The organism is Methylosinus trichosporium OB3b (assembly GCF_002752655.1).
In the GTDB taxonomy this organism is placed as follows: domain Bacteria; phylum Pseudomonadota; class Alphaproteobacteria; order Rhizobiales; family Beijerinckiaceae; genus Methylosinus; species Methylosinus trichosporium.
Genome location: NZ_CP023737.1, coordinates 138,724 through 151,292, shown reverse-complemented (window position 1 = coordinate 151,292; position 12,569 = coordinate 138,724). Strand labels below are relative to the sequence as shown.

The window sequence follows — 12,569 nt, the reverse complement described above, 5'->3', positions numbered from 1 at the left end:
CGCCGTTTTGCTCGGATCGAGGCGAGACCCTGATGACGATGGCGCGTCGTCCCCGCGTTTTCTTCGGCTCCGCTCTGGTCGCGCCGGGGCGCGGCGGCATCGCCCGCGTCGCACGCATGACCGCGCGTGCGCTCGCCCAATCGGGCGCCGAGCGCGTCGAGGGGCTGAGCTATCTCGACCGCCGAACGATCGACATCGCCGGGCTGCGCATGCGCCCCGCCCTCGGCAGCAAGCTGCTCTACGCCCTGCTCGCGCATCGTCACGGATTGCGGGCCACACATGCGATCTATGATTCGGTCGGCGTCGCGCGCGCGCATCCACGGTTCGCGGGCATTCCCTACGCCCTCTGGCTGCACGGGATCGAAGCCTGGGGCCCGATGCCTGCGGAGCATCGCGCGGCCGTGCGGGGCGCCGCTCTCGCGATCGTCAACTCGCGGACGACGCTGGAGCGCCACCAATCCGCCAATGGTCCGCTCGCCAATGCGCGCCTGTGCTGGCTCGGCACCGAGCAGGACGAGGCGCCCGGCGAGCGCGCCGGCTTCGAGGGGCCGCCGCGCGTGCTGATCGTCGGCCGCATAGAGGCGCCGGAGGGCCGCAAGGGCCATGACGAGCTGGTCGACGTGTGGCCGCGGGTCGCCGCCGCCGCGCCCGGGGCCCGCCTCGTCATAGCGGGTTCGGGAACGGGCTTTGCAGCGCTGCGAGCGAAGGTTGCCGGCTCGTCCGCCGCCGGCTCGATCGATCTGCTCGGACATGTTCCCGAGCCGGATATGCCGGCGCTCTTCGCCAGCGCTCATGTCTTCGCCATGCCGAGCCGGCAGGAGGGCTTCGGCGTCGTCTATGCCGAGGCGATGCGTCACGGCCTGCCGGTCGTCGCCTCGCGCGAGGACGCCGGCTGCGAGATCAATGTCGACGGCGAGACGGGATATAATGTCTCGGCGCTCGATCAGCCGATGCTCGCCGAGACGCTCATCGCCCTGCTGCGCGAACCCGACCGCTGCGCGACGCTGGGCGAGGCGGCCTTCGAGCGCTGGCGGCGGCATTTTCGCTATTCCTGCTTCGCACGGCGCTTTCTCGATATCTGGAACGAATTTGCAGAGGGTGGCGATCTCGATGTCTGAGAGCGCGCCCGGGGCGACGCGGCGCGGCCGTGCGATGGCTGTCTCGGCGATGGCGGTCTCCGCGATAGCGGTCTTGGCGAAGACCGTATCGGCGCGCCATCTCGCCGGCGCCTCGCGGGAGTTCCGGCTCGTCGCCGCCTGCTGCCGGCCGGCTGGCGAAGCGCGCGCGCGCGCCATCGCCGAAGCGGCCGCGGGCGTCGACTGGGGATTCGTCCTGCGCCTCGCCGAACGCCATCGCGTGTTCGGACTGGTCCGCGACGGCCTCGCGCAGGCGAATGTCTCGCCCCCCGCCGCCGTCAAAACGGAGCTGGCGACGCGCGTCGCCGTTCTGACGCGACGAAACCTCCGCCTCGCGGCCGAGACCGCCCGGCTGGCGGGCCTGTTTCGAGATGGCGGCGTCGATGTGGCGTTTTTGAAAGGCGCGACGCTCGAAGCCATCGCCTATCGTTCCTTGTCGATCAAGCATAGCCTCGACATCGATATTTTCGTCGCCAGCGCGGACCTCGGCCGGGCGCGCGCGCTGCTGGAGCAGGCGGGCTATCGCGGCGATCCGCCGCTTCCGCCGCCCGGCGGCGCGCAGATGGAGCTGATCGCCGATCTCGGCAAGGAGTGGCAGTTCCGCCATGGCGCCAACGGACTCCTGGTCGATCTGCATTGGCGCCTCGCCGACAGCGATCGCTTTCTGTGCGACCGCGCCCTCTCCGGGCGCCGGCGCTCGGTCCGGATCGGCGGGGTCGAAACGCCGACCTTTCCGACAGAGGAATTATTCGCCTATCTCTGCGCCCATGGCGCGCAGCATTTCTGGTGCCGGCTGAAATGGCTGGCGGACCTCGCCGCGCTGCTGGCGATCGAGGGCGCGGACCTCGAGCGCCTCTACGGCTCGGCCGAGGCGGCGGGAGCGGCGCGATCCGCGGCCGAAGCGCTGGTTCTGTGCGAGACCCTGCTCGCCGTCGAGCTGCCGTCGGCCTTGTCGGCGAGACTGCGCGAGGACGCGACCCTCGCCCGCGTCGCGCTGTCGCTGACGGCGATGATCGGCGGCGGCGCCGCCAACCTCGACCGTCGTCGCATCCGCCATGTCCTCGACCTCGGCCTCATGCTGATCCCCGGCGACGCCCCGGGGTCGAGGGGGCGCGAATTGCGCCGACACTTCATCCTGCCTGTCGACGTCGCGGCGATTCGCTTGCCGGCCCGCTCGACCTGGCTCTATTTCGCGCTTCGGTTCCCGCTCTGGCTGACGCGGCGCCTCCGTAGCTCCCAATTTCGCGCTCCAAAAGGTTGATCTCAATGGGTTTCAGCTCGAATAATCCCGATGATTCCGTGTCCGCCGAACTCGAGGCGCTGCTTCGTCGCTATCGTTCGAAAAGCATCACGGTCGGCGTCATCGGCCTCGGCTATGTCGGCCTGCCGCTCGCCTTGACCGCGGCGATGTCCGGCTTTCGCACCATCGGCTTCGACATCGATCCGTCGAAGATCGAGGCGATCACGCGCCGGCGCAGCTATTTGCGGCACATTTCCGACGAGGTGATCGCGATGGCCGCAGCGACCGGCCGTTTCGAGTCGACCATCGACTTCGCGGCGCTCGCCGATGTCGACGCGATCCTCGTCTGCGTGCCGACGCCGCTGACGAAGAACCGCGATCCCGATCTCTCCTTCGTCGAGAGCACGACCCGGACGATTCGCGGTCATCTGCGCAAGCATCATCTCGTCGTGCTGGAATCGACCACCTGGCCCGGCACCACGGACGAAATCATGCGCCCGATTCTCGAGACCAGCGACCTCGTCTGCGGAGACGGCTATTTTCTTGCCTTCTCGCCCGAGCGCGAGGACCCGGGCAACGCCGACTTCACGACGCGCACGATCACCAAGGTCGTCGGCGCCGATGACGACGCCTCGCGGCGGCTCGCCCTCGCGCTCTACGAAGGCATGATCGATAGGGTGGTGCCGGTGAGCTCGACCCGGGCCGCCGAGGCGACCAAGCTGACCGAGAATATTTTTCGCGCGGTCAATATCGCGCTCGTCAACGAGCTCAAGGTCATTTTCGATACGATGGGCGTCGACATCTGGGAGGTGATCGACGCGGCGAAGACCAAGCCGTTCGGCTTCATGGCCTTCTATCCGGGGCCCGGCCTCGGCGGCCACTGCATCCCCATCGATCCCTTCTATCTGACCTGGAAGGCGCGCGAATACGAGATATCGACAAAATTCATCGAGCTCGCCGGCGAGATCAACACGAGCATGCCCAATCATGTGGTGGCGCGGCTCGGGCTGGCGCTCGACCGCGCCGTGCAACGGGGGTTCTACCGGACCGAGATCGTCATCATCGGCGTCGCCTATAAGAAGAACATCGATGACATGCGGGAAAGCCCCGCCCTGCGCATCATCGAGCAGTTGGAGGCGCGGGAGGCGAAAGTCTCTTATTATGATCCGCTGGTGCCGGTGCTGCCGCCGACGCGCGAACATGCGCGGCTCGCCGGCCGCAGAAGCGTCTCGCTCCTCGACATCACGCGGAGACGTTTCGCCGCAGCCGTGATCGTGACCGACCACGACGATCTCGATTATGATGCGATCCTCGACAATGTGGCGGTGGTGGTCGACACCCGCAATGTCTATGCGCGACGCGGCGTCGTCGCCGACAAGATCGTGAAGGCGTGAGCGGCCGTGGCGCGCGGGAGAAAGGAGCCGCTGAGCTTCGATGAGCTCGCGCTTGCCATGCTGCATGTAACTATACTATATAACGAGAAACGAGACAGGCGAGAGGCGCGTTCGATGAGTGGGGCCGATGACCATGGGCCGCAGGCCTTCTTCGCGGCGATGACGCAGGCGTTCGACGGCACGATCCGCGCGCGCCGGGGCCGGCATGATTTCGTCGGCGCCCTGTGCCTGCAAGCCTTCGACAGCTTCGACGGCAATGTCGCCATCCAGGCGGAGGGCGCGCCGGCTCTCGCCTGCAAGGGCGATTGCCCGGCCTGCTGCGTCATTCGGGTGGTGGCGACGGCGCCGGAAGTGTTTCTCGTCGCCCGCTTCGTTGCGGCCAACGCCGCTTTTCTCGCGCAGCACGGCGTCGATCTCGTCGGCCGCATCCGCAGCGCCGCCGCGGCGTCCGGCCTCGGCGAGCGCGAGCGCATGGCGATGCAGCGCATCTGCCCTTTCATCGAGGACGGCCTCTGCCTCGCCTATCGCGTGCGCCCGCTCGCCTGCCGCGGCCACGCCTCCTATGACGAAGCCGCCTGCCGCGCGGCGACGGCGGGCGCCGATGTCGAGGCGGCGATCTCGACGCCGCATCTCGTGGTGCGCAGCCTGGTGCAGAACGCGATGATGGCGTCGCTGCGCGGCGCGGGCCTCGCCTTCGGCCTCTATGAGCTCAATGGCGCCGTCACCTTGGCGCTGTCGACGCCGGAGGCCGAATTGCGCTGGACCGAGGGAGAAGACCCCCTGTCGCCGGCCGCCGTCGCCGACTTCGACGCGAAGGAAGCGGCGGCGACCTTCGATGCGCTGCGAAGCTAAGCGCTGGAGACAAACAACGGAGGCGTGAACGGCGCACCCCGGATTGCGCTGTATAAACATTGGAAACGAGAACTAAGCGACAAAGATAGCACAGGATTCGCAGTCAGCTTGTCGACGTCTCCGCATGACATAGTTGGTTCCTCGGGCGCCTTACGTATTGGGGGCGGCGGCTAGCTCAACCATCCGAGGTCTTCGCAATGAGAACGAGCCTTTTTTTCCTTCCGGCATTGACATTTGCCGTCAGTATTACGCAGCCGCTCCCCGGCCCCGCTGCTGAAAGTTCGCACCATCCACTCGTAGGCGGACCGCCAGCAGCGCGGATAACTCCTCCCAACCTACCTTCAGATCGCCGAATGGTGGATTGTCGCACGCCGATAGGTAGCTGCATCGTGAGCGACAACGAACCGATCGCACCAAAAAGGGTCTGCCACTGCAATACGACCGCAGGAACAACAGAGTAGATTCCATCAATGCGCCAGATTTTGATATCTATCTCTACTATACTCGCTCTTTCATTGGGAGTAGCAATTGGATTAATCGTAAACAACGCATTTAACACCATACCAGAGGCATTTAACGCGAAACTTTTAACGATAGATTCATGCAGATCTAAAATTGAAGATAGTGCAAATAAATATAAACAGTTATCGTTACCAGAAATTAGAGACTTTTGCTTCGGAGAAATCCACGAACAGGGAGAGCTAAATGAGTTTACAATACGAAATACAATCCACTTGCAGCAATACAGATCAAACTCTATATTGCTTTGGCTTGTTGTTATAATTACATTTTCTGGAGTTATTCTATCTTATATTCAAATCTCCATCGCGCGCCGGATATCAGCGACAGCCCCAAACACAATGACACCAAATAGCGAACCTCTTGACAGCGAGTTAATATTTGAAAGAAATAGAGTGACTGTTCGATCGTCAATAATTGGGCTCATTATCCTTGTTGTTTCATTTGCTTTTTTTCTTGTCTATGTTGCATACGTCTATCCAGAAGTCATCGCTTCAAAAAAGGAAGAAAAATCCAACATTCTGCCGATAGGTGGGCTTGGCCCACCTACAGCTGATTTGTCAGATTCTATCAAACATCAATCCGGCAAAAAAGCTAAAACCACCAGATAGAGCTATCCACGGAAGCGTGCGCCGATAGCGACCGGCGCAAACCCGTGCGCCTCCATCTCGATCGCGAAGGAGACGCCGCGGGCGATCAGCTTATTGCGCTCGCCGACGCCGACGACCGGGGCCGCCTCGGCGGTGGCGATCTCGCCCACGGGCATTCCTGCGAGGCAGGCGAGATCCGGCCTGGCGAGCCCGCTGATGCGCCCCGCGACCGGCGCCCGAATTGCCGTGTCGCCGATGCGGCCGATGAGATCGCCGGCCGCGACCTTGGCGCCGATCGGCTGCGCCGCCGCGAAGGCGCCGTCGACCGGCGCGATCACGTCCCAATATTCGAGCGCGCGGCGGTCATATTCGATGCGACGCTGCGGCGGCGTGTCCCCGGCGCGCAGCACCGCCCCGGGGTCCGGCTCCTCGGTCCAGACGACGAGATCGCAATCGGCGCCGGCGACGAAGCCAGAGCCGACGCCGATGGTGAGCTCGGCGAGATCGACGAGCCGCGGCGACGGCCGATCGCCCGGATCTGGAGCCGCGATGATCGCGTCCCAGGGCCAGCGCTCGACGACCTCGGCGAACGGCCGAAGCAGGATCGGAATGAACTGCCGCGTCTGCATGCCGCACAAAAAGTCCTTGGGCGAGCGCACGAGCCGCGCCTCGACCGCGCCCAAGGTCGTCGCTCCGTCGAACCAGGCGTCCGCGAAGCACATGCGCCGGCGCAGAATGCGCGGCGCCGTCTCCTGATGCAGCACGACCGCATAGCCCTCGCCGAGCAGACGCCGCGCCACCGCCGAGCCTCTTTCGCCGGCGCCGCAGACGAGCAGACATTTTTCTTTGTTCATCATGCCTCTGCTCGCACTGCGTCGCGCCACGCCGACTTTCTCATTATATAACACGAATACATATTGATCGCGACCCTTTTCCGACCGCCCGCGCCGCGCCCCCCTCAGAGCGCTTTCCGATCGAACGGAATCGTTCGATCGATGAGAATTCGCTCACACGAGAGAATGCTGGAGCCTTATCCGATCCCATAGGATCGGATAAGGCTCCAGCGAAAAGCGGCTGCGCAGCGCGCCGCGCTGCTGTATATCGGAGCGGGCGCTCCGATCGAAGGGGCCCCGCCCTCTTTCGAGTGACGCCCCGCGCCGAATGATCGCTCCCGTTCCGCATCGCCTGTCCGTCCGCGTCTATTATGAGGACACGGATTTCTCCGGCCTCGTCTATCATGCTTCGCATCTGCGCTTCATGGAGCGCGGCCGCACGGAGCTGTTGCGCGACCTCGGCATTTTTCAGCGCGCCCTCCTCGAGAGCCCGGGCGGCGGCTTGTTCTTCGTCGTGCGCGCGATAACGATCGACTTTCGCCGCCCGGCGCTGATGGACGATCTGCTCACGGTGGAGACCAGGGTCGAGCAGGTCGCCGGCGCCTCGGTCGATCTGGCCCAGCGCGTTTTGCGCGGGGAGGAGCCGCTTGTCACGGCATTGGTCAAGGTCGCCGCGGTCGAGGGCGGCAAGGCGCGGCGCCTGCCGGCAGACGTGCGGCAAAAATTCGAATCGGCGCTGGCGCCCGCCGCTCCGCCCCCGTGAAATGGGGGCAATGGCCGGGTTTTACGCGGGATGTGGCGAAGGGTCCTTTACTTCGCCTTAATCGTTTCGTTCAAATTTGATTGTGCATCGCATCGAGGCCCAAATCCAGGCGGATTTCACGGCCATATGCGGATTTGAGCGGCGTCCGGGCGGCGTCGCATGCATGCGACGCGAGCCGCCTGGGCCCCGCGCCGTCTCGAACATTCAGGCGCGTTCTCGAGGATATTGACCGATGAATCCAGCCGAAATCGCGGCGCCCATCGCCGCTGCGCCCGTTGAAATCTCCATCTGGGGCATGTTCCTCGGCGCCCATATCGTCGTGAAGCTGGTGATGATCGGGCTGCTCGCCGCCTCGATCTGGTGCTGGGCGATCATCGTCGACAAGGTGATTCTGTTCACGCGCACGCGCCGCGCCATGGACCGCTTCGAGGAGGTGTTCTGGTCCGGCTCCTCGCTCGAGGATCTCTATTCCAAGCTGCAGGACCGGCCGACCGGAGCCATGGCCAGCCTCTTCGTCGCCGCCATGCGCGAATGGAAGCGCTCCTTCCAGACCGCCGGCGCCTCCTTCATGGGGTTGCAGGCGCGCATCGACAAAGTGCTCGACGTGTCGATCGCCCGCGAGGTCGAGAAGCTCGAATCCAATCTCCTGGTGCTCGCCACCGTCGCCTCGGCCGGTCCCTTCGTCGGGCTGTTCGGCACGGTCTGGGGCATCATGACCTCCTTCCGCTCCATCGCGGCGTCGAAGAACACCTCGCTCGCCGTGGTCGCGCCGGGCATCGCCGAGGCTTTGCTCGCCACCGCCATCGGCCTCTTCGCCGCCATTCCGGCGCTCGTCGCCTATAACAAGCTGCAAGGCGACGTCGCCCGCGCGCAGGCTCGCCTCGACAGCTTCGCCGACGAATTTTCCGCCATTCTCTCGCGCCAGATCGACCAGCACGCCGGCCAGACCGGCGGCCGCGACCGCGCGGCCTGAGCGGAGGCGCCGATGGGCATGTCAGCGGCGGCGGGACGCAAGACGGGCGGCGGCAGGCGGCGGCGCGGCGCGCCTCGCCATAGCGCCATGGCCGACATCAATATGACGCCCTTCATCGATGTGATGCTGGTGCTGCTGATCATCTTCATGGTGGCGGCGCCCCTGCTCGCGACCGGCGTCGCCGTGGACCTGCCGCAGACCAAGGCGGGCCCGCTCAACATCGATCAAAAGCCGCTATCCATCGCCGTCGACGAGAAGGGACAGCTGTTCCTCATGGATCAGCCTGTCGAACTCGACAAGCTGCTCGACAGGCTGAAAGAATCGGCCAAGGCCGGCTTCGATGAACGCATCTACATGCGCGCCTCGAAGACGGTGAATTACGGCCGCGTCGCCGAGGTCATGTCGATGGTGACGACGGCCGGCTACAAGAAGGTCGCTCTGGTGACCGAGTCCGACAAGAAGTGAGCGCTCGCCTTGAAGAAGACGCGTCCGCAGCCCGGCCTTCCGGTCTCGGCGGCGGCCCATGTCGGGCTGCTGCTCGCGGCTCTGCTGGCCTTTCCGGAGGCGCGCAAGTTCGAGGATGCGCAGGAGGCCGTGCCGGTCGACATCGTGACCGATTCGACGGTCAATGAGGTGATGAAGGGCGAGAAGACCGCCAAGGAAATAAAGCCCGTTCAGCGCGTCGACAAGCGCGCGGAAACCGCCGAGACCAAGCCGCTGCCGCCGCTCGCCGAAGCGAAGAAGGATATTTCCGCCCCGCCGCCGCCGCTGCGCCCCCGCCAGGAGGAGCCCGAGGATCGGCCGGAGACGCCGCCCCCGCCCAAGCGCGTCGCGGCCCTGCCGCCGAAGCCCGAGCCGCCCGCGCGTCCCACTCCGACGAAGCCGGAACCGCCCAAGATCGAGCGGGCGAAAGCGGAGCCGCCGAAACCGGAGCCACCCAAGGCGGAGCCGCCGAAGCCGCAGCCCAAGGCCGCGCCCTCGCCCCCGGAGCGCGAGCCGGAGGACGCCGAGGTCGTGCGTCCCAAGCCTCCGCCGCGTCCGCCGGAGAAGGTGGAGAAGCCCGAGCCCGCCAAGCCTGCGGCGCCTCAAAAGCCTGCGGAGCGGCCGATGGCCAAGGACGAGCCGCGGCTGAAGACCGACGAGGTGGCCAAGCTGCTCGAGCGCAAGAAGAGCACGGAAAAGGCCCCCGCCGACGGCCCTGCCGACAGCAAATCCGACAGACCGGCGACCAAGCCGAAATCGGGCGACGAGACCGCGCCCAAATCGAAGTTCGACGCCGCCAATATCGCCAATCTCCTGAGCCGCGAGGCCCCGCAGCGCCGCGCCGCGACCGGCCGGGAGATGACCAAGACGGCCTCGCTCGGCGCGCCGACCGCGAACGCCGCGCGCATGTCGCCGACGATGGAGGCGCGAATCAACGACTATCTCATCGAGAATTATCGTCGCTGCTGGCAGGCGGCTCTGGTTCAGAACGCGCGCAGCTATGTGCCGCTCGTCGAGTTCCATCTGACGCGCGCCGGCGCGCTCGAAGGGCCGCCGCGGCTGCTCAACCCGTCATCCGATCCGATCGAGCGCAGCCGCGGCGAGCAGGCGCTCGCGGCGATCCGACGCTGCAGCCCCATGTCGGTCCCGGAATTCTTCGCCCCCTACTATGACCATTGGCATGTCACGACGTTCAACATGACCGACGACATGTGACGCCGCGCTTCTTTCCGTCTTCCGAAACATCCCGGATCATCAAATGACGCTCGATCTCTCCCGCCGCTCCGCCGCCGGCCTCATCGCCGGCGCCGCCCTCGCCCCGCTCATCGCGCCGGCGGCTCGCGCCGGACGCGTGCTCGACCTGCGCGCCTCCGGCGGCTTCCAGCCCGTCGCCGTCGCCGTCGCGCCCTTCGCCGGCGACGAGGCGGCGCGCACGCTGACCAGCGTCATCGTCAATAATTTCAATCGCTCCGTATTCCTGCGGCCGATCGAACCCGGCGGCCGTCCCGAGCAGGCCGCGGCCTCGGACGGCGCGCCGGAGCTCGATCTCTATCGCTCGCTCGGCGCGCAATATGTGGTCACCGGCCGCGCGCAGCGCGGGCCCGACGGGCGGCTCAAGACCGAGTTCCGCCTGTTCGACGTCGCCACCGGCGAGCAGGCGGCGGGTCAGCAATATGTGACCGAGGCGGCATTTGCCCGCCGCGTCGCCCATCTCGTCTCCGACGCCGTGTTCACGCGCATCACCGGCGAGAAGGGCTTCTTCGACACGCGCGTGGTCTTCGTCGACGAGAGCGGCCCCAAGGAGCGCCGCCGCAAGCGGCTCGCCATCATGGACCAGGACGGCGCCAATGTGCGCTATCTCTCGCGCGGCGATGATCTCGTCGTCACGCCGCGCTTCTCGCCCTCGTCGCAGGATGTGACCTATATGTCCTTCGGCGCAGGCGATCCGAAGGTGCTGCTGCTCAGCATAGAGAGCGGCCAGCGCGAGGTGGTCGGCAATTTCCCCGGCATGACCTTCGCGCCGCGCTTCTCGCCGGACGGGCAGAAGATCGTCATGTCGCTGTCGCAGGGCGCCTCGACCAATCTCTATGCGATGGATCTGCGCTCGCGGACGACGACGCGGCTGACCGACACCAACGCCATCGACACCTCCCCCTCCTACTCGCCGAGCGGCGCGGAGATCGTGTTCGAATCCGACCGCGGCGGCTCGCAGCAGATCTATGTGATGAGCGCCAATGGCGGCGGCGCGCGGCGCATCTCCTTCGGTCCCGGTCATTATTCGACGCCGGTCTGGTCGCCCAAGGGCGACTATATCGCCTTCACGCGCCAATCGAGCGGCGCCTTCGGCATCGGCGTGATGAAGCCGGACGGCTCGGGCGAGCGCATCCTCACCGAGGGCTTTCACAATGAAGGCCCCACTTGGGCCCCCAATGGACTGTTCCTGATGTTCTTCCGCGAGCCGGGCGGGCAGTCGGGCGCGAAAATCCATATGGTGGATGTGTTCGGCCGCTCGGAATTCCCGGTTCCGACCCCCTCCTACGCTTCCGACCCGTCCTGGGGGCCGCTGCAGGATTGAAGCGACGGCGGCGATGGCGCGATACGCTCCACATCGGGACGCGTCTCGATCTTCGTCCCCGCGGCGACCGCCTCGCTCGGCTCCGCGCTCCCGAGCCAGGCGCCGAGCAGCTCCCAGGCGACCGCCAGCACCACCGGCCCGACGAACAGGCCGATAATGCCATGGGCGAGGACGCCGCCGATGACGCCCACCACGATGACGAGCAGCGGCGTCGTCAGGCCGCGCGCGATGACGAGCGGCTTCAGCACATTGTCGACCAGCGTCACCGTCAACATGCAGGCGGTGAACAGAAAGGCGGGAATGCCCGGCAGCTCGGTCCAGCTCCAGATGATGCTGGGAACGACGATCAGCATGGGGCCGATCTGAATGATCGCCAGCACCAATATGCACAGCGTCAGCAGGCTCGCGCCGGGCGCGCCGGCGAGCTGAAGGCCGAGGCCGGCGACCGCCGCCTGCAGCAGCGACACGCCGATGACGCCGCGCGAGACGGTGCGGATCGTCGAGCCGGCGAGGCCGACGAAATGCTCGGCGCGCTTCGAATCGATGCGGATCGCCGCGGTCTTGATGGCGCGCACCAATGCCGGACCCGGCGCGAACATGAAGCCGGCGATGATCACCGAGAGCAGAAATTTGAACGCGCCGGTCCCGGCGTTCTTGGTCGCGTCGAGGGCGAATTCGCCGAGCGGCTTCAGCGATGGCGCGATCTGCGCGACGGCGCTGCGCAGATTGGTCGAGGCGAGCTCCCAGAAATCGAAGGCCGACTGTCCGACGAAGGGCAGAGAGCGCAGGCTCTCCGGCGGCGGCGGCACCCAGAGGCCGCCATTGTCGATGCGCGCGGCGAGGCTGCGCAGGCCGTCGACGACGCCGAGACCGAGCCAGGTCGCCGGGCCGATGACGACCAGAAGGCCGACGAGCGTGATGAGCGTCGCCGCGAGCTTGCGCCGCCCACCCAGCGCCGTCGCCAGCCATTCGAACACGGGATAGAGCGCCACCGTCAGGATCGCGCTCCAGGTGACGATGGCCAAAAAGGGCTGGACCAGCTGGAACGACCAATAGGCGAGCGCGGCCAGCGCGCCGAGACGCACGATCAGCTCGATCAGCATCGAATTGAGACGCCTGCGGCCCAGGACCTCGCGCTGCTCCCCGTTCACCGATCGTCTCCGCTCGCTGCCGCGCCCGTCGATATTGCGCGTTCTCACGACAACATAGCG

The 12,569-nt window shown here is 65.9% G+C and carries 12 protein-coding genes; 10 read left to right on the top strand and 2 right to left on the bottom strand.

The genetic code is table 11. The features are described 5' to 3' along the window. Window positions 1-32 precede the first annotated feature (32 nt). The 5 genes from CQW49_RS00750 to CQW49_RS24245 all read left to right on the top strand — a co-directional run bounded on the left by CQW49_RS00750 (window position 33) and on the right by CQW49_RS24245 (window position 5,752). Window positions 33-1,118 (top strand): glycosyltransferase family 4 protein, encoded by a 1,086-nt coding sequence (locus CQW49_RS00750; RefSeq protein ID WP_051418819.1) that lies wholly within the window; start codon window positions 33-35, stop codon window positions 1,116-1,118. Between the two features lie 73 nt (window positions 1,119-1,191). Further along, window positions 1,192-2,397, top strand: coding sequence for a nucleotidyltransferase domain-containing protein (locus CQW49_RS00745; RefSeq protein WP_157926055.1), 1,206 nt, complete (start codon window positions 1,192-1,194; stop codon window positions 2,395-2,397). 5 nt (window positions 2,398-2,402) lie between these two features. After that, window positions 2,403-3,770, top strand: a complete 1,368-nt coding sequence (locus CQW49_RS00740) for a nucleotide sugar dehydrogenase (protein ID WP_003613980.1) — start codon at window positions 2,403-2,405, stop codon at window positions 3,768-3,770. A 114-nt stretch (window positions 3,771-3,884) separates the two neighbouring features. Continuing rightward, a complete protein-coding gene (locus tag CQW49_RS00735; RefSeq protein ID WP_003613981.1) occupies window positions 3,885-4,622 on the top strand; it encodes a hypothetical protein in 738 nt (245 codons plus the stop codon). A 470-nt stretch (window positions 4,623-5,092) separates the two neighbouring features. Further along, on the top strand, window positions 5,093-5,752 hold the full coding sequence (locus tag CQW49_RS24245) for a hypothetical protein (RefSeq protein WP_003613982.1): 660 nt from the start codon (window positions 5,093-5,095) through the stop codon (window positions 5,750-5,752). Between the two features lie 2 nt (window positions 5,753-5,754). Here CQW49_RS24245 and CQW49_RS00730 read toward each other — a convergent pair whose 3' ends face one another. Beyond that, window positions 5,755-6,588, bottom strand: a complete 834-nt coding sequence (locus tag CQW49_RS00730; RefSeq protein WP_003613983.1) for a hypothetical protein — start codon at window positions 6,586-6,588, stop codon at window positions 5,755-5,757. A 304-nt stretch (window positions 6,589-6,892) separates the two neighbouring features. Between CQW49_RS00730 and ybgC the strand changes: the two genes are divergently transcribed. The 5 genes from ybgC (at window position 6,893) to tolB (ending at window position 11,358) form a co-directional block, all read left to right on the top strand. Next, window positions 6,893-7,327, top strand: coding sequence for a tol-pal system-associated acyl-CoA thioesterase (gene ybgC, locus CQW49_RS00725; RefSeq protein ID WP_003613984.1), 435 nt, complete (start codon window positions 6,893-6,895; stop codon window positions 7,325-7,327). A gap of 232 nt (window positions 7,328-7,559) precedes the next feature. Continuing rightward, window positions 7,560-8,300 (top strand): protein TolQ, encoded by a 741-nt coding sequence (tolQ, locus tag CQW49_RS00720; RefSeq protein WP_003613986.1) that lies wholly within the window; start codon window positions 7,560-7,562, stop codon window positions 8,298-8,300. A gap of 12 nt (window positions 8,301-8,312) precedes the next feature. After that, window positions 8,313-8,765, top strand: coding sequence for an ExbD/TolR family protein (locus tag CQW49_RS00715; protein WP_003613988.1), 453 nt, complete (start codon window positions 8,313-8,315; stop codon window positions 8,763-8,765). A 9-nt stretch (window positions 8,766-8,774) separates the two neighbouring features. Further along, complete coding sequence (locus tag CQW49_RS00710) at window positions 8,775-9,998, top strand: hypothetical protein (RefSeq protein WP_003613989.1); 1,224 nt, start codon at window positions 8,775-8,777, stop codon at window positions 9,996-9,998. A 43-nt stretch (window positions 9,999-10,041) separates the two neighbouring features. Further along, the gene (gene tolB / locus CQW49_RS00705; protein WP_003613991.1) at window positions 10,042-11,358 is read left to right on the top strand and encodes a Tol-Pal system beta propeller repeat protein TolB; all 1,317 of its coding nucleotides are present in this window, start codon (window positions 10,042-10,044) and stop codon (window positions 11,356-11,358) included. On the opposite strand, the gene CQW49_RS00700 is transcribed toward tolB, so the two are convergent. Then, on the bottom strand, window positions 11,319-12,509 hold the full coding sequence (locus CQW49_RS00700; RefSeq protein ID WP_003613993.1) for an AI-2E family transporter: 1,191 nt from the start codon (window positions 12,507-12,509) through the stop codon (window positions 11,319-11,321). The genes tolB and CQW49_RS00700 overlap by 40 nt on opposite strands. Window positions 12,510-12,569 lie beyond the last annotated feature (60 nt).

Excerpts from the sequence above, each read along its gene's own strand:
- ybgC (WP_003613984.1), top strand. The coding sequence starts at position 6,893 with ATGATCGCTCCCGTTCCGCATCGCCTGTCCGTCCGCGTCTATTATGAG.
- tolQ (WP_003613986.1), top strand. The coding sequence starts at position 7,560 with ATGAATCCAGCCGAAATCGCGGCGCCCATCGCCGCTGCGCCCGTTGAA.
- CQW49_RS00740 (WP_003613980.1), top strand. The coding sequence starts at position 2,403 with ATGGGTTTCAGCTCGAATAATCCCGATGATTCCGTGTCCGCCGAACTC.
- CQW49_RS00750 (WP_051418819.1), top strand. The coding sequence starts at position 33 with ATGACGATGGCGCGTCGTCCCCGCGTTTTCTTCGGCTCCGCTCTGGTC.
- tolB (WP_003613991.1), top strand. The coding sequence starts at position 10,042 with ATGACGCTCGATCTCTCCCGCCGCTCCGCCGCCGGCCTCATCGCCGGC.
- CQW49_RS00735 (WP_003613981.1), top strand. The coding sequence starts at position 3,885 with ATGAGTGGGGCCGATGACCATGGGCCGCAGGCCTTCTTCGCGGCGATG.
- CQW49_RS24245 (WP_003613982.1), top strand. The coding sequence starts at position 5,093 with ATGCGCCAGATTTTGATATCTATCTCTACTATACTCGCTCTTTCATTG.
- CQW49_RS00715 (WP_003613988.1), top strand. The coding sequence starts at position 8,313 with ATGGGCATGTCAGCGGCGGCGGGACGCAAGACGGGCGGCGGCAGGCGG.
- CQW49_RS00730 (WP_003613983.1), bottom strand. The coding sequence starts at position 6,588 with ATGATGAACAAAGAAAAATGTCTGCTCGTCTGCGGCGCCGGCGAAAGA.